Source organism: Amycolatopsis keratiniphila (genome assembly GCF_000400635.2).
Lineage (GTDB): Bacteria > Actinomycetota > Actinomycetes > Mycobacteriales > Pseudonocardiaceae > Amycolatopsis > Amycolatopsis keratiniphila.
The window spans coordinates 6,633,990-6,659,219 of sequence record NC_021252.1 but is presented as its reverse complement, the minus strand read 5'-3'; the positions used below and the strand labels follow the sequence as shown (position 1 = coordinate 6,659,219).

Here is a 25,230-nt window from a genome sequence, read left to right as displayed (position 1 = left end):
CCGTCGAGGGAGTGCTGATCGAGATCTCGGTGCTCCTCGGGTTCGGTTGCCTGAGCGGCGTCACCACCGTCCTTTTCGGATTCGGAGGCGGATTCATCACCGTGCCCGTCGTCTACGCGTTCGCGCTCGCCGAGCCGGAACACGCGATGCACGTGGCGGTGGCCACGTCGACCGCGGTGATGGTGGTCAACGCCGGGAGCGCGACCCTCGCCCAGTGGCGGGCGGGGCGGCTCCGCCGCGACTATCTGTGGCCGCTCGTCGCCTTCATCGGCTTGGGTGCCGTGCTCGGGTCCTTCGCCGCCACCATCGCCGACGAGAGCGTCCTGCGCTGGCTCTTCGTCGCCTACCTCGCGCTGACCATCGCCGACAGCGTCGTCCGGAAGGGTTTCGTGAGCAGGCGGGACGACGACCGGCCGCGTGCTCTCGGCGGGATCACCACCACCGCGGGCGGGACCGGGATCGGTGCCGTGGCGAGCTTTCTCGGCGTCGGGGGCAGCGTCCTCACCGTGCCGCTCATGCGGCGCAAGGGATTGCCGATGGCCGACGCGACCGCGCTGGCGAACCCGCTGAGCCTGCCCGTGGCGGTGATCGGCACGGCCGTCTACGCCTTCGCGGCGACGGGCACGGCTTCGGGCAGCGTTCATCTCGGCTACGTCGACCTGGTGGCCGCGGGCGCGCTGTTGTGCGGGTCGCTGCCGGCCATCGCCGTGACCCGCCGGGTGGTCGGCCGGATCCCGGACCGCGCGCATGCGATCGCGTACCTCGCCCTGCTCGTCGCCGCGCTGATCGCCATAGTCATCCGATGAGTTCTGGGTAAGTCAAGTCTTGACAAGGCATAGCTAAGATGGGAAGGGGTTATCGCCAGGCAAAGATCCGACGAATCCTCTATCTCTTTTTCGGAACTTGCGCCAAGATCTCCCGCATGAAACTGAGATCGATCACCAAACGCATGTTCGTTCTCGGGCTGCTGACGGTTCTCGGCACCACCGGGGCGACGTCGGTGGCCACCGCCGAACCCCAGTCACCGCCCGCCGGCGTCAACGCGACCGGGCAGCCGCGCGGCGGCTGGGAACCGATCGGCCCGAACAGCGTCGGCGGGCTGCTCGCCGCTTCGCCCGCCGGGCTGGCGATGATGCAGCCGAGCCCGCCCGCCCTGTGGCTCTCCGGCGACCGCGGAGCCTCGTGGAGCGTGCGCCGCGGACTGCCTCAAGACACCTCCATCCAGGGATTCTTCGTCGATCCGGCGAACCCCGACCGGATGCTCGCGGTGGGCAACAAACCGGCGGGCTTCCTCGGTGAATGGCGCGGCGTGCTGGTGCGGACCACCGACCGCGGCCAGACCTGGGAGACCCTGCGCGAGTGGTACCCCGACGGCGCGTTCGGCATGGCCACGGACCCGACGGGCCGGGTCGTCGTGGTGCAGAACCTCGATTCGCTGAGCGTCAGCACCGACGGCGGCGAGCACTGGAACGACGTGCCGAGGACCTGGCCGCGCGAGGGCAACGCCGCACCGGTCGGCGCGCTCAAGCTCACGATGGTCGGCGACGACGCCTACCTCGCGACGGTCTACCCGGAGTACGCGCTGTGGGTGGTCCGCGGGGTCAGCGGCAAGGAACCGCAGGCCGAACTCGTCTACCGGACCAACGGCGAGATCAACCAGGTCGCTTCGGACGGCAAGCGCTTCGTGGTCACGATCGGCCCCGAACTGCACGGCTCCACCGACGGTGGGAAGACCTGGACCGTGCTGCGCCACGATCCCGGCGAGCAGACCCTGCGCGAACCGCGCTTCCTCGGCGGACGTCTCTACGTGTCGACGTATAACGACATAGACGTCACCGCGGACTTCGGCCGCACCTGGACCCGCAAACCGGTGCCCGCCGCGGGCGAAGGCGTCAGCGACATGATCGATCTCCCCGCCGGGCCGGGCAAGCCCGCCACCACGCTGATCTCCTCGCTCTACCGCGGGGTGTACGCGGACGAGGGCAAGCGGGGTTACCGGCAGGTCGGTGTCCCCGGCGAGTCCATCCGCGACCTCGTGACCACCGGCAACCTGGTGCGCGAGAGCGTCGTCGCGGCGGGTGTGCAGGAGATCTACAACACCCCGCTCCCGCGCGGCAAGGTGGCCGCGGCGGACCGCGTCTGGCAGTCGCACCCGACCGACCGGCTGCACGAGGACGCGCGCCTGTCCGTCTCACCGAGCCGTCCGGACGTCGTCTGGCAGGTCACCCGCAACGGATTCTCGCTCGACGTGCTCCGCAGCGGTGACGGCGGGCGGACCTGGCAGTTCGCGGCGAAGGCGAAGGAAGGCCTTCCGAGGATGATCTTCGCCCACCCGGCCGACCCGGACCGGGTGCTCGTCTCGGCCTTCGCGCCCACCGGCTACGTGCTCTACCGCAGTAACGATGCCGGGAAGACCTGGGAAAAGCTCGCGGTCGACAACGGCTTCATCGCGTTCGCCGGTGATCCGTGGAACCCGGACCGCGTCTGGGGTGGGGACACCGACGGCTTGTCCCGGTCGGACGATGGCGGCAAGACCTGGACCCACGTCACCAGTGACCCGGTCAGCTCGATCTCGATCAGCCGATGGGGTGGCGGGCGCATGCTCGTGGGCGGCGCGGGCATCCACCTGAGCGAGGACGGCGGCAAGACGTTCCGCCGGGTCCTCGACGGCGAGGACCCCCGTGAGATCAGCCGGATCCTGCCGCATCCGTTCGACTTCCGGGTGTGGTTCGCGAGCAACGCGACCGGCGGCGGGGTGCTGCGCAGCACGGACTTCGGCCGCACCTGGTCGCCCGTGCCCGGCGCGCTGCCCGATCCCAGGGTGCTCTCCCTGGCGGTCAGCGCGGACGGCCGGTATCTGTTCGCCGGCACCGCGCAGTCCGGCGCGTACCGCCTGACGCTGTACTGAGTCCGAGACGCTTCGTGGCCGGAGGAAGTTCCGGCCACGAAGCGTTTACGCGTGCCTCGATGGATGTCAGAGTCGGGGACATGGCCATCGATGTCGCCGCCCTCCGGCTCCACTTCCCTTCCCTCGCCGACGGAACCGCCTTCTTCGACGGACCCGCGGGTACCCAGACGCCCCGGCCTGTCGCCGACGCCATCGCCGGGACGCTGACCGGTCCGTTGTCGAACCGGGGCAAGGTCAGTCCGTCCGAACTCAACGCGGAGAACGCCGTGTCGGGTTTCCGCGCCGCCTATGCGGACTTCCTCGGCGTTCCTGCCGAAGGTGTCGTCCACGGCCGCAGCGCCACCCAGCTGACGTACGACTTTTCCCGGCATCTGGCCAAAAACTGGCGCGAGGGCGACGAGATCGTCGTCAGCCGTCTCGATCACGACGCCAACGTCCGGCCGTGGGTCCAGGCGGCCGCACGCGCCGGGATGACCGTCCGCTGGCTCGACATCGACCTCGAAACCACGGAACTCGACCTCGATTCCCTCGTCCTCACCGAACGGACGAAGCTGGTCGCGGTCACGGCGGCCTCGAACGTCCTCGGCACCAAACCGCCGATCCGCCGGATCGCCGACCTCGCCCACGACGCCGGCGCGCTGGTGTTCGTGGACGGGGTGCACTACGCCGCTCACGAACTGGTCGACGTGCCCGCGCTCGGAGCGGACTTCTTCGTCTGCTCGCCGTACAAATTCCTCGGCCCGCACTGCGGAGTGCTCGGCGCGTCTCCCGCCCTGCTCGAAACCGTCGAGCCGGACAAGCTCGCGCCGTCGCCCGACGCCGTGCCCGAGCGGTTCGAGTTCGGCACGCTGCCCTACGAGATGCTCGCGGGCGCCACGGCTGCGGTGGACTTCCTCGCCGTGCTGGACCCCGGGCCGGGCGCATCACGGCGAGAACGGCTCGCGCATTCGATGAACTCGTTGCACGAGCACGAAAGCGCGTTGCGCGCCAGGCTGGAGAACGGACTGGGCGATGCCGTCACCGTGCACTGCAAGGCGGCGGACCGGACTCCGACCGTCCTGATGAGCCTCGGCGGTCGCGAGCGCGAGGCGCAACTGCTTCTCGCCGAAAGGAACGTCGTCGCACCGGCGGGATCCTTCTACGCCTACGAGGTATTCGCGGCCTTGAAGCTGGAGGACCCGGCACTCCGGGTCGGGCTGGCACCGTACACCAGCGCGGAAGACGTCGACAGGTTGCTGGACGGGCTTTCGACGTTCGGGTGAGGACCACAGTGGACAGTCGGGCGTAACTCGAACAGGTTGGATTTCCACGCCGTCACCAGGAGCCGTATTACCGTTCGGTCATGATCGACAACGGGAGGTTCGCGATGCGTTTCCGGTCGGTGGCCGCTTCTGTTCTTCTCGGTTGCGCGCTGTGCGTGGCGCCCGCGGCACTCGGGGCGGGGCCCTCGTCGCTCGCGATCCAGCCCTGTCCCGAGGTCAACGACCCGCCCGACTACAAGATCTCGAACGGTGCCAAGGCCTGGATGAAGACCAACCTGCGCAGCGACTATCTGCGCGGACCGGGCACGATCACCTACAACAAGACGACGACCTCCTCGGTCAACGCCTCCATCACCGGCACGACCAGCGCCGAGGCGGGCGTCATCTTCGCGAAGGCGAGTGTCTCGCTGGCGGTGAGCGTCGGCGCGAGTTACTCGAAGGCCGATTCCTGGTCCTACGCCGCGACCGTGCCCGCGCGGGGAAGACGTTGCGGCTGCAGCAGTACAAGGAAGGCCGTTCCTTCACCGTGCAGAAGTACCGGATCGTCCCGCCCTGCAAGGTGAAGTACCTCTGGAAGAAGAACGCCGTCGCGCCGGTGAAGAGCCCGAGCTATCTGTGGCAGCTCGTCGGCTGATCTTCGCTTTGGGGCCGATCACAAGACTCGTCCGCCCGATCTTGTGATCGGCCCCATGGACGTACGGTGACCGTACCGACACCCTGGGATGGCACGCCGAGGGCGACGGGGCCCTGGCAGGACGGGACGGTGACCACCATGGGGAGACTTCGCACACGGACGCTGATCGCCGGCATGGTCGCGCTCGCCACCGTCGGCCTCGCGCCCGCCGCGTCGGCCGCGACCGGCATCGACACCCGGTGGAGCGAACCGGGCCCCTACGCGGTGACCGTCGAAGCCCTCGACAGCGCCCACACCGTGTACCGGCCTTCGCGGCTGGAGAGGCATCCGGTGATCCTGTGGGGCAACGGGACCGGTGCGAACCCGAAGATCTATGACGGCCTGCTGCGGCATCTGGCCTCCCACGGTTTCGTCGTCGCGGCGGCCGACACCCCGAACGCCGGTTCGGGGCAGGAGATGCTGGCCGGAGCCACGACCCTGATCGCCGAGAACTCCCGTCCCGGCAGCCGCTACGAGGGGAAGATCGACACCGCGCACATCGGCGCCACCGGCCATTCCCAGGGCGGAGGTGGGGCGATCGTCGCCGGAGCCGACCCGCGCGTCACCACCACGATCCCGATCGAGCCGGGACCGCAGGGCTCCGCCACAGCGCTCAAGGGCCCTTCGTTCTTCCTCGGCGGCCAGTTCGACACCATCGTCATTCCCGCGCTGCTGGTCGTCCCGCGATACCGCCTCGCGGACCAGATCCCCGCGATCTACGGCGAACTCGGCGGGGCGACCCATTTCACGCCCGGCGGCGACGGAGGCGGGTTCCGCGGCGCGATCACGGCGTGGTTCCGGTTCTGGCTTTCCGGTGACGAGCGGGCCCGCGCGGAATTCTTCGGCCCGTCCTGCGGACTGTGCGGTGACGGCGCGTGGTCCGATGTCCGGCGCAACGCGAAGGCGCTGGCCGTTCCGGGGGCTTGATCGCCGGTTCTTGTCGGTGCTCCGGTCTAGGGTCTGCCTCAGCAGCCTGACCTGGAGGGATACCCGTCATGACCACTCTCGACAACCGGCCGAACACCGCGCTCCTGGTCGTCGACGTGCAGAACGCCGTCGTCGAAGACGGATACGAGCGCGACGCCGTGGTCGCGAAGATCGGCGGTCTCGTCGGCAGGGCACGGCGGGAAGGTGTCCCGGTAGTCTGGGTGCAGCATTCCGACGAGGAGCTCGTGCGAGGGAGCGAGGAGTGGCGCATCGTCGGCGAGCTGGACCAGGAGGACACCGAGCCGGTCGTCGAAAAGTCCTACGGTGACTCGTTCGAGGACACCGATCTGGAGAAGGTGCTGGCCGAACGCGGTGTCGGACGGCTCGTGGTCGTCGGTGCCGAGACCGACGCCTGCATCCGTTCGACGCTGCACGGCGCCCTCGTCCGCGGGTACGACGCGACGCTGGTCGGCGACGCGCATACGACGGTGGACAAGACCGAGTGGGGCGGAATCGCGCCCGAACTGGTCATCGCGCACACGAATCTGTACTGGCGGCATCAGGCCGCGCCCGGCCGTAAGGGAGGGACGGTGATGACCGAAGACGTCGATTTCAGCGGCTGAGCCGCTTCACGGCGTTCCCGGCCAGTGAGCGAGCAGCAGGCCGACGTCACCGGCGAAAGTGTTGTGGCAGTGGGATTTCGCCGCCTGCAGCACGCGACGGGCGATTTCGGGCGGTACGTGTCCGGCATTGGCGTCCAGGCATTCGGCGAGTGAGAATCGCGCGCCGTCGGCGGATCGCGCTTCCGAGAGGCCTTCGGTGTGCAGGGCGAGAAAATCTCCGGGCCGGAGGCGGGTGGTCGACACACGGCCGGGCGTCCCGGCGCCGAACGGCGATCGCGGTGCACTGTCCACTGTGGCCGGACCAGGATCGCTGCCGAGCACGAGCGGTGCTTCGCCGCCCGCTTCGAGGTGGCGTAGGCCCCCGCGGGCGAGGTCCACTTCGGCCAGGGTGCCACGGACCCTCGCGCCGGCTCCGAACTGCGCCGAAAGCGCTTTGTCGACAGCGCTTTCCTGGCCGTGCAGACCGTGGCCTTCGCGGCGGGCGGACCGGTAGGCCGCGAGTGCCGCCGACACCATCAGACCCGCGGACGTGGTGTCGCGGCCCGCGTCGAAGATCGCCAGCCACGCCGTCGTTTCGGAGAGGGCGTAGTCGAAGGTGACGCTGCGAACGTCGTAGGCGGGCTCGACACCGCCCGCCACCACGACGTCTCGTGTCGCCGCCGTCAGCGGCGGTAGATGCTGCCAGAGCAATTCGGCGGTGGGATCACGCCGTCGGCTGCGGCGCGTCACGTCGAGACCGTCGCCGTAGCGCATCGCGGCGGCGATGAGGTGGCCGGACAGCGACGCGAGCCAGTGGCACTGCGTACGCAACGCGGGGTCGTTGAGGTCGGTGTCCGCACCCGCTTCGACCTCGAGCACGCCCACGCGCTCGTCGCCGTCCAGCAGCGTGGCCCACAGGCGCTGCCCGGTGGAGTCTTCGGCCAGCGTGGTGCCCGCGTTCCGGTACGCCTGCCCGGCGGTGGTGTTTTCGATGGACAGCGGTACCCGTCCGGGTGGCTGCTCGGGAAACGGGATGAGCCGGTGCTGGTCGTAGTCCGCGAGATAGACGGCTATCCGGAGGTCCAGCGCGCGCCCAGCCGCGGCGATGACCTCGGGCAGCCGCTCCGGGGGGACCCGGTGGGCACCGTCGAGGAGTTCCACCAGCGCGGCCAAGGGGCCGCGAGGGCGAATGTCGTCGTTGGTCTCGCGGCTGTACGGTGCCCGTCGTGCGCCGGCGATCTCGTCGAGGCGCTCGTTGACCGCGTGGGCCACCATGTCCCGCTGGATCCTGGGCAGGGGAAGCAGCCCCTGCAGGAACGCCTCCAATTCGACTTCGCTGACGTCACCGCCGAGGGCGAAGTACCTCAGCCACAGTTGCTCCACCGTGAGCCCGGTGCGTGCGAAGCAGGCCGCGACGATCCGTCGCTGCTCCTCGGCCTGGAGCGAGGACACAGTGACCACCCCCGGGGTTCTCGGCTATACGTCGCCCGGGTACCAACCGTGGCCCCGGTTGAAACATCGCCGGGAGGACGTCGCGTTACGCCAGGTGGCCGAGCGATTCATCCGCGGTGCGGCCGGAAGAGGCGATCCGGGGCGGGCCGAACGTGGGTCGCGGTAGGCGGGGTGATCGCATTCGGCTAAGGTCGGCTTCCGAAAGCGGTTCTGAGCGTTGAGAAGTTAGCGCCGATCCGCCGGTAACCGGGTTGGTTGCGGCGGTTGATGGTGCGCGCTCGGCGCCGGTTCCCGCCGGTGGCTCCCGTGGTGCATCACGCCGATGTGCAGAAGTGGGAGAGGCGGGCTTTGGACGATGAAATCGACTGGCAGCGGGACAAGGACCGATTCGTCGAGGATGTCGGCGACGGCGAACTGCCGGTGACCTCTGAAAACGGCGCCCGGCTCCTCGCCGGGCCACTGGTCAACCAGTTCGTGTCCCTGACCAGGGCCTTGCTGGATTCCGGTTCGATCGCCGCGGTACTCGAACGAGTGGTCTTCGCGACGCGTGACCTGGTGCCGGGAGCGGATCTGGTCAGCGTCACCCTCCTCGATCCCGACGGCGGATTCCACACGCCGATGGCGACCGACGAGATCGCCGGCGAACTCGACCAGCTGCAGTATCAGTACGGCGAGGGTGCCTGTGTCGAAGCGGCGCGGGTTTCCGGGCCGGCGGCGGCCTTCAGCGACAACCTCGCGGAAGACGCACGGTGGCCGCGTTTCGGCCCCGCCGCCGCGGCGCTCGGGTTCCACTCGCTGGTCTCGACGGCCTTGCTGCCGGAGGCGTCGAGTTCACAGCTTTCCGGCGCGCTGAACGTCTACTCGCGCCGCCCGCACGGCATCGCCAGAGCCGACCGCGACGTACTGTTGCTGCTGGCGACGCACGCGTCGCTGGCTTTGGCGACGACGCACGCGGTCACGCGCGGTCAGCTGCAGGAGGAACAGCTCCAGCAGGCGCTGGACAGCAGGGACGCGATCGGGCAGGCCAAGGGCATCCTGATGGCGCGGCGCGGGATCGACGCCGCGGAGGCGTTCGAAGTGCTGCGGCACACGTCGCAGAACATGAACGTCAAACTCCGCGAGCTGGCTGAGATGCTGTCCAAACGGCATACGGAACTGCAACTGCCCGACTGACCGGACTGCCGCCGCTACCATCGCGATCATGGGTTTAGGCGAGCTGGAGTTGTCGCGGACGTTCGAGTGGCGTGGCCGTTCGGTGGCGTGGGAGCGCCTCGGCGAAGGCGCCCCGGTGGTGCTGTGCCACGGGACACCGTGGTCGGCGCAACTGTGGGCGCCTTTCGCGCGAGCGCTCAGCGAGGAGTTCACCGTCCACGTCTGGGACATGCCCGGATACGGCGGTTCGTCGAAGGATCCCGGCCATGCCGTCGATCTCGGCACGCAGGGCGAACTTTTCGCCGACCTGCTCACGCACTGGGGGCTGACCGCCCCGCACGTGATCGCCCACGACTACGGCGGGGCTGTCTCGCTGCGCGCGAAGCTGTTGCACGGCGCGGAGTACGCTTCGCTCGCCCTGGTGGACGTCGTCGCGCTGCGGCCGTGGGGTTCCGAGTTCTTCCGGCTCGTCGCCGAGAACGCCGAGGTCTTCCAGGCGCAGCCGCCGACGGTGCACAGGGGAGCGCTCGAGTCCTACATCGGGACGGCCTCCCATCGTGGTCTCACCGGCGCGCAACTGGCCACGCTGACCGGGCCTTGGCTGGACGAGGAGGGGCAACGCGCCTTCTACCGGCAGATCGCCGAGGCGGACGTCCGGTACACCGACGAGATCCAGGACCGCTATCCGGAACTCGCGTTGCCGGTGAAGGTGATCTGGGGAGCGGACGACACGTGGATCCCGGTGGATCGCGCGGAACAGCTCGCCGACGCGATTCCGGGTTCCCTCCTCGACGTCATTCCCGATGCCGGGCATTTGATCCAGTACGACGCGCCGGTCGAACTGGCCTTTTCCCTGCACCGGTGGCTCACCGCGGAAGTGGGCCGGTGGGGACCAGCCGGGAGCGGACGCTGAAAGGCGCCGCCAAGATCAACATCGTTTCATTCGGATATTAGAAGTCGTCTACGTGATATCCGGCCACGTAGGCGCTCGAAAGCAGGGCGCCGTGACATTCCGCGGTCGAGGGCCCGAAACCGATCGGCACCCAATGTCCGACCGTGTACCAAAAGGAGGATCCGGACGCGCAGTGGGCGACCACCCGGTACGTTTCCGAGTGTCTGGGCAGGGAGAAGCAGGTCATCGAAATGCCCTCGCCGAAGAGGATTCCGTAGCGATTGCTGTCGCATCCGTATGGCGGGAACTGGCCTTCTGTCGCCGCGGCGGCCGGCGAGGCGGCCAGGAATCCGGCCGCCGAAAAGGCGGCCATGGCTAAAGCGGCGATTTTCTTCTTCATTGTTTCTCCCGCGTCTGGTGCCCAGTGGAAAGGCCAGATTAGCCGCACGGAAGAATTGTCGTGAATTCATCGGGCAGGTGAAACGAGAACGCGTGCGGTGAACCGCGCTGCTCCGAAAGGGCGTCGCCCGCCCCCCTTCTGAGTTCCCCGCGCCCCTTTTGGCCTAGTGGCGCCGGTACTGTGCCGGAGACGTGCTGGTGGACCGGTCCTCGTAGGACCCGGGCCTGCCGCGGTCGACGTGGAACGTCGTCAGGGTGCTCACCGGGGAACGCGGGTCGCGCCGGTCGCCGATCACCCGCATGTGCGTACTCCAGCGGCGCGGGGTGACCTCGTAGACGTCGTAGCCGTACCGGTCGCCTTCGAAGTACTTGAGGTGCGGGTTCGCCGCGCCCATCTTCGGCCCGTTCGTGGCGTTCCACTCGGGGGAGTAGGCACCGGAGGTGATCGAATGCGCGGTGAACTCCGTGCCGATCACCGGGGTGGCGGGGTCCGCGAAGTCCGGGCGGATGTCGTCGACGAACGCGGAATGCCAGTCGCCGGTGATCACCACGAGGTCTTCCAGGCCGCTCTGTGCCACGTGGGTCAGCACCTCCTTGCGTTCGGCGAGGAAGCCGTCCCACTGGTCCGTGAACATGTAGCCGCCGCCGGGCTTCGCCAGCTGGCTCAGCATGATCGAGTTCACCCAGCAGTGCCAGGCCTCGCCCGCGCCGGTCACCTGGTCCTTGAGCCACGCCTTCTGATCCGCGCCGAGGATCGTGCCGTCGGGCAGGTTCTGCGCCGACCGGTACTGTCGCAAGTCCAAAATGGACAGATCGAGGAGGTCGCCCCAGTGGCGCTGCCGGTGGATCCTCGGCGTCGAGGGGTGATCCGGGCGCACCGGCATGTGCTCGAACCAGGCCTGATACGCCGCCGAGCGCCGCGCCCGCAACGACGGGGTGGTGCCGCTGTAGTCGTTGACGACCTCGTGATCGTCCCAGGTGATGAACCAGGGGTGGGCCGCGTGGGCGTCCCGCAGCGAGGGGTCGGATTTGTAGAGCGCGTGCCGCCGCCGGTACGCCGGCAGGGTCAGCACCTCGGGCCCTTCGTGGTCGCGCAGCGGGTTGCCGCCGACCTGACCGTGCTCGTAGACGTAGTCACCGAGGTGGACGACGAAATCGAGCTCCTCCCGCGCGATCCCGGCGTGCGCCGCGTAGAACCCGTCGTGGAACGCCTGGCAGTTCGCCGAGGCGAACCGCACCCGCCGGACCGGCCCGACCGGCGCGGTGCGGGTGCGGCCGACCCGGCTTACCTTGCCGAGCGCGTGGAAGCGGTAGTAGTACTGCGCGCCCGGCTCCAACCCGGACACCGGGACGTGCACGCTGTGCCCGAGCCCGGCGGTGGCGGCCGTCGTCCCGCGCGCCACGCGGCGGCGGAAGCCGCGGTCGGTGGCCACCTCCCAGCCGACCTCGACGGTGTCGTCCAGTGGCTGCTCGAACTCCATCGGCTTCGGCGCGAGCCTGGTCCAGAGCGCCACGCCGTACGGGACCGGGTCGCCGGACGCGACGCCGAGCGTGAACGGCGCCTCGTCCCAGGTCGCGCCCAGTGCGACGGCGGCCTCCTCGGCCTGCGCGACCGTCATCCGCGAACTCAACGGCCAGGCCAGCCCCAGCGCACCGGCGGTGGCGGCGCCTCGCAACAGGTCCCGGCGGTTCACGGACATCGGTGGTCTCCTCGGCACTCGGCTGATCGCTCTCCGACACCGAACACCGCCGAGATGACCGCAGGCCGACGCGGGGAAGAACAGTACGGTTCACCTCAGACGGTGATGACGACCTTGCCGCTCGTATGTCCTTCCCGCACGTGGCGGATGGCTTCGGGCGCCTCGGCCAGCGGATAGGTCCGGTCGATGACCGGTGTCACCTTCCCCGCGTCGATGAGCGCACGCAGCGTGTCCAGATCCTCGTGGTTCTCCGTGGCCAGCAGGCCACGGAGCTTCTGCTTCACGAACGGCCCGAGCACCAGCGCCCGCAGGGTGCGGCCCACCGCGCCGATCCATTTCCCCTTGGTCTCGCCGCCGACGAGGACGAGAGTGCCCCGCGGGGAGAGCGCCTTCCGCAGTGAGGTCAGCGACCGGTTGCCGGCGGTGTCGACGATGAGGTCATAGCCGCCGCCGAAGTCGTCGCGGGTGTAGTCGAAGACCCGGGCCGCGCCGAGCGAGCGCACCAGGTCGACCTTGCCCGTGCCGCAGACGCCGTCCACCTCGGCGCCGAACGCCTTGGCGATCTGCACCGCGAAGGTGCCCACCCCACCGCCGGCGCCGATGACCAGGACCTTCTGCCGGGGAGCGACCCGGCCCTTGTCCCGGAGTGCTTGGAGCGCGGTGGAAGCGGAGACGGGGACGGCCGCGGCTTCGTCGAAGCCGAGCCGTTCGGGCTTCCGCGCGATTTTGTCCACTGTGGTCAGTGCGTACTCGGCGAAAGATCCCTGGCAGATGCCGAAAACCTCGTCGCCGGGGCGGAATCGTGTCACGTCTCCGCCGACGGCGTGCACGACACCGGCGAAGTCCATCCCGCGCACGCGGGTCTTCGGTCTCCGTACCCCGAAACCCATCAGCCGCACCAGATACGGCGAGCCCTCCATGAGGTGCCAGACCCCGGGATCGACCCCCGCCGCCCGGATCCGCACGACGACACCGTCCGGCCCCGCTTCCGGTTCGGGCAGATCGGCGGGTTTCAGGACATCGGCGGTGCCGTACTCGTTCTGGACGATCGCCCTCATGGCGGCCTCTTTCCTAGTCTGGGTACTGGAAAACATCGTCGAGCCCGACGCCGAACACCCGGGCGATCTGGAACGCCATTTCGAGCGAAGGCGAGTAACGGCCTTGCTCGATCGCGATGACCGTCTGGCGCGTGACGCCGATCCGGTCCGCGAGTTCGGCTTGGGTCATCTCGCCCTTGGCGAACCGCAGGGCGCGGATGGAGTTCGTGACCTTGGTCGGTTTCACCACGGCTGGAATCCCTGGCGGTATGCGGCGATCTTCGCGAGCGAGCCGAGCAGGGACGAGCACACAAAGGCGAGGTAGACGGTGTTGGCGATCCAGAAGTGGTCGAGTTCCGCCATCGCCATGACGAGGGCCGCGACGCCGCCGATCACGACGAACGACTGTCCGATGTGGTCACTGAACCGGCCGATCTCCCGGTCTCGCTCGTCTTTCCGGTCGTCGTCACGCGGCGAGGCGATCGTCACGGCGATGTTCAGCACGATCGTGGCCGCGATGGCCGCACCGATCGTCCACAGCAACGTCGCGACGTAGGGGACGTCGACGAGCGGGGCGGAACCTGCTCGGCCGAGGACGACGATCAGATATGCCACGTAGGCGCAGATCGTGACCACCGCGGTGATCCATGCGCGTTTCTCTTCCAGGGCCACGAACGCCAAGGTAAAGAGTTCTAGACATCATGTCAAACATTCTTTACTTGGACAGCCGAAACTAGTTCGTGATACAAATAGTGCGTACTACGAACTTAAGGAGTGGTGATGGCACTGTTCGGATTCGGCCTCGAGACCGGCGTCGGCGAGGTGGACGAGCTTCTGCGGCACGCCGAGCAGGCCGACCGCGCGGGTCTCGACCTGGTCAGCTTGTCCGATCATCCGTACTTCGCCGACCGGCTGGACGCCTACGCGGCGTTGGGTGTGATCCTCGGCAGGACTTCGCACGTGACGGCCGCCGTCAACGTCACCAACCTGCCGAGCCGTCCCGCGCCGATGCTGGCGAGGACGATCACGTCGCTTTCGGCACTGTCGGGCGGTCGTGTCGCGCTCGGAATCGGTGCGGGCGGGCTCTGGAAGGAGATCGCCAAACTGGGGGTGGAGCACCGGACGCCCGCCGAGGCGGTGCGGGCGATGGGCGAGGCGATCACCCTGGTCAAGGCGCTTTCCGGCGGCGGGGGGCCGGTGACGTTCGAGGGGGAGTTCTACTCCGTCGACGGCCTGGTGCCGGCGGCCGCTGCCGCGCCGCCGGTGTGGACGGGCGCGGTCGGGCCCAAATCCCTCGCGGTGACCGGGAAACTGGCCGACGGCTGGATCCCGGGGCACGCCGCCGACTGGCTCAGCCCTCGGTTCGCCGAGTCGCGTCCGGTGATCGACCAGGCGGCCGTCGACGCGGGCCGCGACCCCGGTGAGATCGCGACCATTTACAACTTCCCCGGCCGTATAACGGAAAACCCGGTGGCGTCCTCGCGTGACGGCGACGGGCGCTGGATCGGTGGTTCGCCGGAGCAGTGGGTCGGGGAACTGGTCTCGGCGGTGCGCGACCACGGCGCGGCGGGGTTCATCTACTTCCCGGTCGAGGACGGTACTTCCACCGACAGCGCGCTCGGCCGCTGGGGGAACGAGGTCGTCCCCGCGGTGCGCGAGGAACTGGCCCGAGGCTGACCGCGTCAGGCGTTGACGGTGAGGGTCTCTTCGAGGGTCGCCCGGTGCGTCGGCTTCGCCTCTTCGTAGCGACGACGCCCCTCGTCGGTCACGACGACGAAGATCCCGCGCCGGTCCGATTCGCAGAGCGCGCGCTGGACGAGGCCCTCGCGCTCGAGGCGGGCGACGAGCCGCGAAGTGGCGCTCTGGCTCAGGTGCACGACCTCGGTCAGGTCGGCCGCGCGGCATTTGCCGACCACGCAGGTGACCAGGCGTTCGAGGGCTTCGAACTCGGTGACACCGAGCCCGTGGCGTTCCTGAAGGCGGCACTCCAGCCGACCGAAGACCGCCGCATGCCGGGCGGACAGGTCGTGCCACTCCCGCAGCAGGTCTTCTTCGGCGACGTCGCTCACGCGGCCCAAGATAGCATGCACGTGAATTTTATGCAAAGTCATTAAATGCACTTGCATTAGATGCGTGTGCATGTACTGTACGGATCATGAGTTCTTCCGTGCAGCTGTCCACCAGCTCGACAAGGTGGGACGCGCGCCTCTGGGGTGTCCTGCTCACTGTGTCCGTTGTCGTCGGCCTCGACGCGCTCGACGTGTCGATGGTCGCCGTCGCCCTCCCGTCCATCCAGGCCGACATCGGCCTCTCCACCGGTGCCCTGCAGTGGATCATCAGCGCCTACGTGCTCGGCTACGGCGGCCTGCTGCTCCTCGGTGGCCGCACCGCCGACCTGCTCGGCAGGCGCCGGGTCTTCCTCGTCGCCGTCGCGGTCTTCGCGCTCGCCTCCCTGCTCGGCGGTCTCGTCGACGACGGCGCGCTGCTGATCGCCACCCGCTTCATCAAGGGGCTGGCCGCCGCGTTCACCGCACCGGCCGCGTTGTCCATCATCACCACGACCTTCCACGAAGGCCCCGCCCGCAACCGGGCGATCAGCATCTTCGCCGTCTTCGGTGCCAGCGGTTACTCCGCGGGCCTCGTCTTCTCCGGTCTGCTCACCGAGGTGGGCTGGCGCTGGACGTTCCTGCTGCCGGTGCCGATCGCGATCGCCGCGCTGGTCGCCGCGATCAAGCTGATCCCGTCCTACCGGCCGCAGACGGGCGGCGGTTACGACTTCCCCGGCGCGATCACCGGTGCCGCCGGTTCGCTCCTGCTGGTCTTCGCCGTGGTCGAGGCGCCGGAGATCGGCTGGGCCGCGCCGCGGACGCTGATCTCGTTCGCCCTCGCACTCGCCCTGCTCGTCACCTTCGTGTTCATCGAGAAGCGCAGCAAGCACCCGCTGCTCCGGCTCGGCATCCTGCGCTCCGGCCCGCTGGCCCGCGCGAACCTCGGCGGCGCGACGTTCTTCGGCGCGTACATCGGTTTCCAGTTCGTGGTCATGCTGTACCTGCAGAACGTGCTGCACTGGTCCGCGCTGCAGACCGCGCTCGGATTCCTGCCCGCCGCGCTGATCGTGGCCTTCGGTTCACCTCGGATCGAGCCGCTCATCGACCGGCTCGGCACCCCGCGCACGATCCTCGCCGGTGTCGTCGCCCACGTCATCGGGTACGCGCTGTTCCTGCGGATCGATGAGAGCTCCGGCTACGCCGGTTCGGTGCTGCCGAGCATGATCCTGCTGGGCATCGGCTTCATGCTGGCCTTCTCGTCGCTGAACATCCAGGCGACCAACGGCATCTCCGACGACGAGCAGGGGCTCGCCGGCGGGCTGCTGAACACGTCGATCCAGGTCGGCGGCGCGATCGGGCTCGCCGTGGTGACCGCGGTCCTGACCGGCAACTCGGGCGGCGCCACCGGCCCGGCCGCGCTGCTGAACGGGTTGGCGCCCGCGCTGACCGTCGTCACCGGCATCGCCGTGATCAGTGTCCTGGTGGCGCTGTCCGGAGTCGTCGGCCTGCGCAAGGCCGAAGCCCGCTCCGCCATCGCCGAACCGGAGTACGCCGCGGCTGAATGATCAGGGGGTGAGGTGCCCCTTCCCGCGCTCGGGGGCGGGAAGGGGCCCTTCGCTACCAGCGGATCGGCAGGGATTTCAGCCCGTTCTGGAAGTTCGACCGCAACCGCACGGGTTCACCGGCGAGTTCGGCCTCGCCGAGCAGATCCAGGACCGCTTCGAACATCGCGCGCAGCTGCACCCGCGCCAGCTGGGCGCCGAGGCAGAAATGCGGACCGTGCCCGAAGGTCAGGTGATCGTTGGGCGTGCGGCCGATGTCGAAGCGGTCCGGGTCTTCGAAGACGGTCTCGTCGCGATTCGCGGCCGAGAACCAGACGACCACCTTCTCACCCGCGCGGATGTCCACATCGGACAGGACGACGTCCTCGGTCGCGGTCCGGCGGAAATGCATGACCGGCGTCCAGAAGCGCAACATCTCTTCCACCGCACCGGGAAGCAGTGAACGGTCGGCCAGCAGCCGCCGGTACTGATCCGGATGCGACAGCAACGACAGCATCCCGCCGGGGATGCCGTTGCGCAGTGTTTCGTTGCCCGCCACGGAAAACAGCCAGAACAGGTTCTCGAACTCCGCGATGGACACCCGGCCGCCGTCTTCCACGTGGCCCATCAGGTTGCTCATCACGTCGTCGCCGGGATGCCGCCGCTTGTATTCGCCGAGCGCGGTGGCGTACGCGTAGAGATCCGGCATCCCGGCGCGCGTGCGCGGATCGGGCATCGCGCCGTCCGGTCCGGGAACCGGCCGCACCGCCAGCGCCGCCCGCGCGAGATCGGTGACGTCGTCCGCCTCGACGGTCGCGCTCACCGCGTAGTCGGCGTCCTGGTAGCCGATCACGCGATTGCTCCAGTCGTACATCAGCCGCCGGTCCTGTTCGGGGATCCCGAAGACCTCGGCGAGCGTCAGCAACGGGAGATCCGCGGCGAGGGTGGCGAAGTCGCACTCGCCGTCGTCCCGGACCCCGGCGACCAGTTCCCTGGCCCAGCCCTGGATCCGCTCGGTGAGTCTGCCGACCGCGCGCGGCGTGAACGCCTTGGTGAGCAGGCCACGCAGCCGGGCGTGCTCGGGCGGATCCATGTTGAGCATCATGCGGCGGACGTAACCGAGGTCCTGCTCGGTCGCCGGATCCCGGATCTGTGTCCCGCCGAGGTGCGACGAGAACTGCTTCGGGTTCCTCAGCACGTGCTTGACGTCCGAATGCCGCAGCACGGCCCAGAAATCGTCCACGCGCACGACCGGCGATTCCCGGCGCAGCGCCGCGAGGTGCTCGTACGGCACGCCTCGGGTGTATACGTCCGGATCGGTGATCACGGCGTCGACACTAGCCCGCGCACCGGGACCTGAGGAAAGATCCGTCCGGTGGACAAGCTGAAGATGCGCACCGCCGGAACTGAAGGCCCCGCCGTGCTCCTGCTGCACGGCCTCGGCGCGACGGGCGCGGTCTGGGAAGGCCTGATGCTGCAACCCGGTTACCGCTGGCTGGCGCCCGACCTCCCCGGTCACGGGGCTTCACCGCACTCGACGCATTACTCCTTCGGCGGTCTGGCGGCGGCGGTCGCCGACGTGCTCCCGGAACGTGGTCCGCTGCTGGTGATCGGCCACTCCCTGGGTGGGGTGGTCGGGCTCGCGCTGGCCAGCGGCTGGTTCGGGCTCCGGGTCGACGGGTTGCTCGCGGTGGGTGTCAAGGTCGAATGGAGCGAGTCCGACCTCGCGAAGGCCGCCGACATGGCGGCGAAACCGCCCAGGGTGTTCGCGACCCGCGAGGACGCCGAACGAGCCTTCCTCAAGATCGCCGGGTTGACCGGTCTCGCCGAAGCGGACCCCGACGGCATCGTCGAAACCGAGGGCGGCTGGCGGCTGTCGCTGGATCCCCGCGCGTTCGCGGTCGGCGCTCCCGACATGCCCGGACTGCTCGGCGCGGCGCGCTGTCCGGTCGCCCTCGCCGCCGGTGAGCACGACCCCATGAGCCGCCCCGAACAGCTTCGCGCGCTCAACGAGGCTTCCGTCGAACTTCCCGGGCTGGGCCACAACGCCCATGTCGAAGACCCGGCCGTGCTCCTGGCTTTCCTCGGGCAGTTCGGCGGCTAGCGCCTGATCTTGCCCAGAACGGCGATGCCCTCGGCGATGTCGCTCGCCGGGCTCGCCCCGTAGCCGAGCACGAGGCCCGGATTCATCGGCCGCTGACAATGCCACGACAGCGGCTGTACCTTCACCCCTTGCTCCAGCGCGGCGGCGGCGAAGTCGAGATCGGAGAACCCGCCGTCGAAGGTGATCGTCAGATGCAGCCCGGCGGCGGCGCCGTGCACCACGGCGTCCGGGAGGTGCGTCCGGAGCGCGTCGATCATCGCGTCCCGGCGGCGGCGATGCCGCTTGCGCACGAACCGCAGCTGCCGTTCCATCTCGCCGGACTCCATGAGATGCGCGAGCACCAGCTGCGGGAGGACGGCGTTGCCGAGGTCGGCGAACCGTTTGGCCGCGACCACCTCGTCCCGGTACCGCGGCGGCACCAGCATCCAGCCGACCCGGAGCGCGGGCGCGAGCCACTTCGACACGCTGCCCGCGTAACAGACCTGCTCGGCGAGCATCGAGCGCAGCGCGGGGACCGGCGGGCGGTCGTAGCGGTGCTCGGCGTCGTAGTCGTCCTCGATGATCAGCCCGCCGTCCGCGGCCCAGCGCATGAGCTCGCGACGGCGTTCCCCGCCGAGTACGACACCGGTCGGGAACTGGTGCGCGGGCGTGAGCAGCACGGCGGGCGCGCCGCTGCGTACGAGCTCGTCGACGTCGATCCCGTCTTCGTCGACCCGGATCGGCGGTGTCGCCAGCCGCCGGTCGTGCAGATGCTGCCGCGCGCCCAGTGAACTCGGATCCTCGATGGCGATCTCGGACATCCCGTTGTCGTGCAGCACCTGCGCCAGCAAACCGAGCCCCTGCGCGACACCGGCGACGATCAGCACATCGTCGGCGTCGGCGGTGATGCCCCGGGTGCGGGCGATCCAGTGCGCGATGGCCAGTCGCAACGCGGGTGCGCCCCGTGGGTCGCCGTAGCCGAAGGCGGCCGCCGAGAGGTCGTTGAGCACGGTGCGTTCCGCGCGTAACCAGGCCGTCCGCGGGAACGCCGTCAGATCCGGCACGCCGGGGGACAGGTCGATCCGCGCTGGGGTCGACCGCAGCGAGTCGAAAACGCCGATCCCGGGAGCGGGCTGGAAGATCGTGCCCGCGGCCGGGGGACCGGGTGCCGCCTGCTCCTTCGTCCGCGCGGGCGCCGCGACGACCACCGTGCCCGCGCGGCCGCGACCGGCGACGTGACCGTCTTCGACCAGCCGCTGGTAGGCCTCGGTGACCACCCCGCGCGAGACCCGCAGGTCCGCGGCCAGCGCCCTGGTCGCGGGCAGCCTGCTGCCGACCGGCAGGCGGCCGTCGGAGATGGCGTGCCGCAACCGCGACGCCAGCCAGTCCGACCGGCGCCCCGGCGGCGCGTCCCCGATGTCCAGCTGCAGGAAGTCCGAGCCCTCGGCAGTCACGCGGTCATTGTGTCATTCGGGATCGTAGGCGAGGTTCGGGCGGAGCCACTGTTCCACAGTGGACAGTTCGAGGCCGCGGCGCACCGCGTAGTCCTCGATCTGGTCCTTGCCCAGCCGCCCGACGGTGAAGTACCGCGAAGCGGGGTGGGCGAAGATCAGCCCGCTGACGCTCGCCGCCGGCGTCATCGCGAAGGACTCCGTCAGTGCCATGCCGAAGCTGCCCGCGTCGAGCAGGTCGAACAGCTCCTGCTTCTCGCTGTGATCCGGGCTCGCCGGGTAACCCAGCGCCGGACGGATGCCACGGAACTTCTCGGCGTGCAGGTCTTCCAGCTTCGGGTCGGCGTCCGGTTCGAACCAGTCCCGCCGCGCCTGGAGGTGCAGGTGCTCGGCGAACGCCTCGGCGAGCCGGTCCGCGAGCGCCTTCACCATGATGGCGCGATAGTCGTCCTGCTTCGCCTCGAACTCGGCCGCGAACTCCTCGGCACCGAGGATGGTGACCGCGAACCCGCCGAGGTGATCGCCCGCGCCCGCCGGGGCGATGTAGTCGGACAGGCAGCGGTTCGGTCGCTCCAGCGGCTTCTTGGTCTGCTGGCGCAGCATCGGGAACTTGACGCCCGACTCGAGGATGATGTCGTCGCCCTCGGAGTGCGCGGGCCAGAACGCGTACGCGCCCTTGGCCTGGAACCGTTCCTCGGCGACGATCTGGTCCAGCAGGGTGTTCGCGTCGTCGAACAGCTCGCGCGCCACCGGGTTGTCCAGGATCGCCGGGTACTTGCCCTTCAGCTCCCAGGCCAGGAACAGGAAGGTCCAGTCGATCATCTCGCGCAGTTCGGTGATCGACGGCGAGACGTACCGGACGCCGGTGAACGCGGGCGTCGGGATGTCGTCGAAGGAGACCTTCTCCGGGTTGGCCCTGGCCTGCTCGACCGTCAGCAACGGCGTGCGCTGCTTGTTCGCGTGCTGTATGCGCAGCTCTTCCTGGTCCTCGCGGTTCTTCTTGTCGAGGATCTCGGCGCGGTCCGCGTCGAGCAGGTCGCCGACGACGCCGACGACACGGGAGGCGTCGAGGACGTGCACGGTCGTGTGTTCGTACGCCGGCGCGATGCGGACCGCGGTGTGCTGGCGTGAGGTGGTCGCGCCGCCGATCAGCAGCGGCAGTTTCAGCCCGCGCCGCTCCATTTCGGCGGCGACGTTGACCATTTCGTCCAGGGACGGCGTGATCAGGCCGGAGAGCCCGATGGCGTCGGCGCCCTCGGAGACGGCCGTGTCGAGGATGACCGAAGCCGGGACCATCACGCCGAGATCGATCACCTCGTAGTTGTTGCAGCCGAGGACGACGCCGACGATGTTCTTGCCGATGTCGTGCACGTCGCCCTTGACCGTCGCCAGGACGACCTTTCCGTTGCCCTGGCGGGTTTCGACCCGGCCTTCGAGGCGCGCCTTCTCCTTCTCGGCCTCCATGAACGGCTCGAGGTAGGCCACCGACCGCTTCATCACGCGTGCGCTCTTGACCACCTGCGGCAGGAACATCTTCCCGGACCCGAACAGGTCGCCGACGATCTTCATGCCGTCCATCAGGGGGCCTTCGATGACCTCGAGCGGCCTCGGCAGCTTCTGACGCGCTTCCTCGGTGTCCTCTTCGATGTAGTCGACGATGCCGTGCACCAGCGCGTGGCTCAGCCGCGCCTCGACCGGGTTCTCCCGCCAGGAGAGATCGACCGTGCGCTTGGTTCCCTTGCCACTGACCGTTTCCGCGAACGCGACCAGCCTGTCGGTGGCGTCCTCGCGGCGGTCGAAGAGCACGTCCTCGACCAGTTCCAGCAGATCCTTCGGGATGTCCTCGTAGACCGCGAGCTGCCCGGCGTTGACGATGCCCATGTCCAGCCCGGCGCGCACGGCGTGCAGCAGGAAGGCCGAGTGCATCGCCTCGCGCACGACGTTGTTGCCGCGGAAGGAGAACGAGAGGTTCGAGATACCGCCGCTGATGTGCACGCCAGGGCAGCGTTCCTTGATCCGCGGCAGCGCGTCGATGAACGCCTTGGCGTACCCGTTGTGCTCGGAGATACCGGTGGCGACGGCGAGCACGTTCGGGTCGAAGATGATGTCCTCGGCGGCGAAACCCGCTTGCTGGGTGAGGAGGTCGTAGGCGCGGGCGCAGATCTCGACCTTGCGGTCGGCGGTGTCGGCCTGGCCTTCCTCGTCGAAGGCCATCACGACCACGCCGGCGCCGTAGTCGCGGATGCGGCGGGCCTGCTGGAGGAACTGTTCCTCGCCCTCCTTGAGGCTGATGGAGTTGACGACTCCCTTGCCCTGCACGCATTTCAGCCCGGCTTCGAGGACCGTCCAGCGCGAGCTGTCGATCATGATCGGCAGGCGGGCGACCTCGGGTTCGGTGGCGATGAGGTTCAGGAACGTGGTCATCGCCTTTTCGCTGTCGAGCAGGTCGGCGTCCATGTTGACGTCCAGCAGGTTCGCCCCGCCGCGGACCTGCTCCAGCGCGACGTCGACGGCGGCCTGGTGGTCGTCGGCCTCGATCAGCTTGCGGAACTTGGCCGATCCGGTGACGTTGGTCCGCTCGCCGATCATGACGAACCCGGTGTCCTTGCCGATCTCGAACGGCTCCAGCCCGCTGAACCGGGTGTGCGCCTTCGGATCCGGGACGGTGCGCGGTGCCATCCCCCGGACGGCGTCGGCGATCTCCTTGATGTGCGCGGGCGTCGTGCCGCAGCAGCCGCCGACGACGTTGACCATCCCGGCCGTGGCGAAGTCGCCGAGCAGCCCGCCGGTCTCCTCGGGCGTCTGGTCGTACCCGCCGAACGCGTTGGGCAGGCCGGCGTTGGGGTGACAGGCCGTGTACGTGCCCGCGAGGCGGGACAGCTCGGCGATGTGCGGGCGCATCTCCTCGGCGCCCAGCGAACAGTTCACGCCGACGAGCAGCGGATCCGCGTGCTCGATGGAGCTCCAGAAGGCCTCGACCGTCTGCCCGGACAGCGTCCGGCCGCTCAGGTCGACGATCGTCACCGAGATCCACAGCGGCAGATGCGGCGCGACGTCACGGGCCGCGGCGATCGCGGCCTTGCAGTTGAGGGTGTCGAAGATCGTCTCGATGAGCAGCAGGTCCACGCCGCCTTCGGCGAGCGCCTTGATCTGGTCGGCGTACGCGGCGTACACCTCATCGAAGGTGACCGCGCGGAACGCCGGGTCCTCGACCTTGGGGGACAGCGACAACGTGACGTTCAGCGGCCCGACCGACCCGGCGACGAACTTCCCGCCCGCCGCGTCCGCCGCCTCGCGCGCGATCTGGGCGCCGCGGAGGTTCATCTCGTAAGCGAGATGCTCCAAGCCGTAATCCGCCTGGCCGATGGTCGTGGCGGTGAACGTGTTCGTCGTCGTGATGTCCGCGCCGGCGTCCAGATACTGGCGGTGGATGTCGAGGACGACGTCCGGCCGGGTGATGTTCAGCAGGTCGGGGTCGCCGGTGATGTCACGAGGGTGATCCTGGAACCGCTCGGTGCGGTAGTCCTCGGGTTTGAGGCCGGCGTTCTGGAGCATCGACCCCCACGCGCCGTCGAGCACCACGATGCGCTCATCCAGCAGCTTTCGCAGGGCGGTCGTTTCCATCCAGCGCTCCTCCCATGTCGTGGGAGGCGCCCTTGCGGTGAAGTCCGGGGCCGAGCGTGGCGGACCCCGCGGTCCGTTGCAGCGCCTCTCGACCTTGGCGACCAGACTACCGGACCCGCACAAGGGTGATCCGCCCGAATCGCTCAGCCGCTGGCCAGGGCGGGTTCGGCTTCCCGGATCGTGGGACGGGGCGGTGCGGGCCTGCGCCGGGCGACCAGTTTGCGGCCGACCTCGATCATCGGCACCTCGACCCAGCGGTAGAGGACGTCGGAGATGACGAGGGCGACGACGGTGACGGCGATCGCGGTCAGGGTCCGGTGGGTGCTCAGCTGGGGAATCGACAGCGCGACCACGGTGGCCGCCACCCCTTGCAGGAGGTACACGGAGTACGACCGCTCGCCGATGAACCGCATCGGAGGGGTGGAGAAGAGCCAGGCGATCGGGCCGCGAGGGATCAGTGAGGTGATGAACAGCGCGACCAGCACCGCGTACGTGGTGCCGCCGATCGTGCCGCCGTCTTGGAAGGAGGCCTCGATGTCGGTGATGTGGATCTGGAGGACGACGAGGATCGCGAGCAGGACGAAGCAGGCGATGGGGTGCGTGAAGACGCGGAGGACCGCGAAGCCCTTGCGGTAGTGGAGGCCGATGGCGAGCGCGCAACCGATGATGATGGGCGAGTAGGCGCCGGCGTACGGCATCACCGGGATCAGGGCGATCATGAGTGCGATCAGGCCGATCGCCAGGCCCAGCCGCTTCGGGAAGCTCAACGCCGCGATACCGAAGGCCAGGAACGGCCAGACGAGGTAGAACTTCTGCTCGACCCCCAGCGTCCACGATTGCCCGAAAGGTGCGTTGTGGGCGAATTCGTTGGTGAAGGTCAAGAAGTACGGCATCGCTCCGGCGAGCCCGCTGGATGTGTACTGGCCGCGCAGATAGGTGAACACCACGATGATGCCCAGGACTGCGAAATACACCGGAAGAATGCGAAACGCGCGACGGATATAGAAGTTCGCGAGCGAGATCCTGCCGTTTCGATCTTCTTCGCGCAGTGCCAGCGTGGTGATCAGGAAGCCGGAAAGTACGAAGAAGAGGTGGACGCCGATCCACCCGTTGGCCATGGCCCACGACGGTCCTCCGTAGTGGAACACCACCACGAGGAGCGCGGCGATCGCGCGCAGCCCGTCGAGGGCCGGGAATCTCTTCGTGGACAGGTACTGCTCGTGCGTCATCATTCTGAACCCCCAGGAGCGTCACCGGTAGTCGGGCCGATGCGGACGCGTCACTCTAAAGGGTGAAATACTGGTTCCTGTGAGGGGGCTGTGTGTTTTCTGTGTCCGCCGGTCTCTCGTGGCGGGCTTATTGTTGGAGATTTTCCAGCTTGCGTGACTTGCTGCTCTTGAATGCCGGGAAGGGAAGTGACTTATGGCGGTCGACTATGAGGCGTGGTGTGTCGACGAACCGCGAATGGCGTCGGTCGCT

At 68.7% G+C, this 25,230-nt stretch carries 22 protein-coding genes; 11 read left to right on the top strand and 11 right to left on the bottom strand.

Annotation, left to right across the window (positions count from 1 at the left end; genetic code table 11):
* Positions 1–11: 11 nt before the first annotated feature.
* The 6 genes from AORI_RS70475 (at position 12) to AORI_RS70450 (ending at position 6,393) form a co-directional block, all read left to right on the top strand.
* Positions 12–806: a sulfite exporter TauE/SafE family protein gene (locus tag AORI_RS70475; RefSeq protein ID WP_043849087.1), complete on the top strand. Its 795-nt coding sequence runs from the start codon at positions 12–14 to the stop codon at positions 804–806.
* 116 nt (positions 807–922) lie between these two features.
* A complete protein-coding gene (locus AORI_RS70470) occupies positions 923–2,908 on the top strand; it encodes a peptidase S8 (protein ID WP_016336206.1) in 1,986 nt (661 codons plus the stop codon).
* An 80-nt stretch (positions 2,909–2,988) separates the two neighbouring features.
* Complete coding sequence (locus AORI_RS70465; RefSeq protein ID WP_016336205.1) at positions 2,989–4,170, top strand: cysteine desulfurase-like protein; 1,182 nt, start codon at positions 2,989–2,991, stop codon at positions 4,168–4,170.
* A gap of 80 nt (positions 4,171–4,250) precedes the next feature.
* Positions 4,251–4,733, top strand: a complete 483-nt coding sequence (locus tag AORI_RS82275) for a hypothetical protein (protein ID WP_051552919.1) — start codon at positions 4,251–4,253, stop codon at positions 4,731–4,733.
* A gap of 209 nt (positions 4,734–4,942) precedes the next feature.
* Complete coding sequence (locus AORI_RS70455; protein WP_043848298.1) at positions 4,943–5,770, top strand: poly(ethylene terephthalate) hydrolase family protein; 828 nt, start codon at positions 4,943–4,945, stop codon at positions 5,768–5,770.
* Between the two features lie 68 nt (positions 5,771–5,838).
* Positions 5,839–6,393, top strand: a complete 555-nt coding sequence (locus tag AORI_RS70450) for an isochorismatase family protein (RefSeq protein WP_016336203.1) — start codon at positions 5,839–5,841, stop codon at positions 6,391–6,393.
* Positions 6,394–6,399: 6 nt separating this feature from the next.
* Here AORI_RS70450 and AORI_RS70445 read toward each other — a convergent pair whose 3' ends face one another.
* A complete protein-coding gene (locus tag AORI_RS70445) occupies positions 6,400–7,833 on the bottom strand; it encodes a PP2C family protein-serine/threonine phosphatase (protein WP_016336202.1) in 1,434 nt (477 codons plus the stop codon).
* Between the two features lie 339 nt (positions 7,834–8,172).
* On the opposite strand from AORI_RS70445, the gene AORI_RS70440 reads away from it, so the two are divergent.
* Positions 8,173–8,997 carry a GAF and ANTAR domain-containing protein gene (locus AORI_RS70440; RefSeq protein WP_016336201.1) on the top strand — a complete coding sequence of 275 codons (825 nt, stop codon included), beginning with the start codon at positions 8,173–8,175 and terminating at the stop codon, positions 8,995–8,997.
* A gap of 28 nt (positions 8,998–9,025) precedes the next feature.
* The gene (locus AORI_RS70435; protein WP_016336200.1) at positions 9,026–9,889 is read left to right on the top strand and encodes an alpha/beta fold hydrolase; all 864 of its coding nucleotides are present in this window, start codon (positions 9,026–9,028) and stop codon (positions 9,887–9,889) included.
* A gap of 37 nt (positions 9,890–9,926) precedes the next feature.
* On the opposite strand, the gene AORI_RS70430 is transcribed toward AORI_RS70435, so the two are convergent.
* The 5 genes from AORI_RS70430 to AORI_RS70410 all read right to left on the bottom strand — a co-directional run bounded on the left by AORI_RS70430 (position 9,927) and on the right by AORI_RS70410 (position 13,676).
* Positions 9,927–10,268, bottom strand: a complete 342-nt coding sequence (locus tag AORI_RS70430) for a hypothetical protein (RefSeq protein WP_043848297.1) — start codon at positions 10,266–10,268, stop codon at positions 9,927–9,929.
* A 163-nt stretch (positions 10,269–10,431) separates the two neighbouring features.
* Complete coding sequence (locus tag AORI_RS70425; protein ID WP_016336198.1) at positions 10,432–11,967, bottom strand: alkaline phosphatase D family protein; 1,536 nt, start codon at positions 11,965–11,967, stop codon at positions 10,432–10,434.
* A 95-nt stretch (positions 11,968–12,062) separates the two neighbouring features.
* Positions 12,063–13,025 carry an NAD(P)-dependent alcohol dehydrogenase gene (locus tag AORI_RS70420; RefSeq protein ID WP_016336197.1) on the bottom strand — a complete coding sequence of 321 codons (963 nt, stop codon included), beginning with the start codon at positions 13,023–13,025 and terminating at the stop codon, positions 12,063–12,065.
* 13 nt (positions 13,026–13,038) lie between these two features.
* Positions 13,039–13,254, bottom strand: coding sequence for a helix-turn-helix transcriptional regulator (locus tag AORI_RS70415; RefSeq protein WP_016336196.1), 216 nt, complete (start codon positions 13,252–13,254; stop codon positions 13,039–13,041).
* Positions 13,248–13,676: a hypothetical protein gene (locus AORI_RS70410; protein ID WP_043849085.1), complete on the bottom strand. Its 429-nt coding sequence runs from the start codon at positions 13,674–13,676 to the stop codon at positions 13,248–13,250. The genes AORI_RS70415 and AORI_RS70410 overlap by 7 nt, the downstream gene beginning before the upstream one ends.
* Positions 13,677–13,784: 108 nt before the next feature.
* Here AORI_RS70410 and AORI_RS70405 point away from each other — a divergent pair, with 108 nt between their 5' ends.
* On the top strand, positions 13,785–14,681 hold the full coding sequence (locus tag AORI_RS70405) for an LLM class flavin-dependent oxidoreductase (RefSeq protein WP_016336194.1): 897 nt from the start codon (positions 13,785–13,787) through the stop codon (positions 14,679–14,681).
* Between the two features lie 5 nt (positions 14,682–14,686).
* Here AORI_RS70405 and AORI_RS70400 read toward each other — a convergent pair whose 3' ends face one another.
* The gene (locus tag AORI_RS70400; protein WP_016336193.1) at positions 14,687–15,073 is read right to left on the bottom strand and encodes a MarR family winged helix-turn-helix transcriptional regulator; all 387 of its coding nucleotides are present in this window, start codon (positions 15,071–15,073) and stop codon (positions 14,687–14,689) included.
* Positions 15,074–15,159: 86 nt separating this feature from the next.
* On the opposite strand from AORI_RS70400, the gene AORI_RS70395 reads away from it, so the two are divergent.
* A complete protein-coding gene (locus AORI_RS70395; RefSeq protein WP_043848296.1) occupies positions 15,160–16,617 on the top strand; it encodes an MFS transporter in 1,458 nt (485 codons plus the stop codon).
* 52 nt (positions 16,618–16,669) lie between these two features.
* Here AORI_RS70395 and AORI_RS70390 read toward each other — a convergent pair whose 3' ends face one another.
* Positions 16,670–17,920 carry a cytochrome P450 gene (locus AORI_RS70390; protein WP_016336191.1) on the bottom strand — a complete coding sequence of 417 codons (1,251 nt, stop codon included), beginning with the start codon at positions 17,918–17,920 and terminating at the stop codon, positions 16,670–16,672.
* Positions 17,921–17,968: 48 nt separating this feature from the next.
* Here AORI_RS70390 and AORI_RS70385 point away from each other — a divergent pair, with 48 nt between their 5' ends.
* Entirely contained in the window at positions 17,969–18,697 is a 729-nt protein-coding gene (locus AORI_RS70385; protein ID WP_016336190.1) for an alpha/beta fold hydrolase, read from the top strand.
* Here AORI_RS70385 and pdxR read toward each other — a convergent pair.
* From pdxR to AORI_RS70370, 3 genes are all read right to left on the bottom strand, one after another.
* Positions 18,694–20,130: a MocR-like pyridoxine biosynthesis transcription factor PdxR gene (gene pdxR / locus AORI_RS70380; RefSeq protein ID WP_016336189.1), complete on the bottom strand. Its 1,437-nt coding sequence runs from the start codon at positions 20,128–20,130 to the stop codon at positions 18,694–18,696. The genes AORI_RS70385 and pdxR overlap by 4 nt on opposite strands.
* Before the next feature lie 12 nt (positions 20,131–20,142).
* Positions 20,143–23,751: a methionine synthase gene (gene metH, locus AORI_RS70375; protein WP_016336188.1), complete on the bottom strand. Its 3,609-nt coding sequence runs from the start codon at positions 23,749–23,751 to the stop codon at positions 20,143–20,145.
* A 143-nt stretch (positions 23,752–23,894) separates the two neighbouring features.
* On the bottom strand, positions 23,895–24,983 hold the full coding sequence (locus AORI_RS70370; protein WP_016336187.1) for an acyltransferase family protein: 1,089 nt from the start codon (positions 24,981–24,983) through the stop codon (positions 23,895–23,897).
* Positions 24,984–25,230 lie beyond the last annotated feature (247 nt).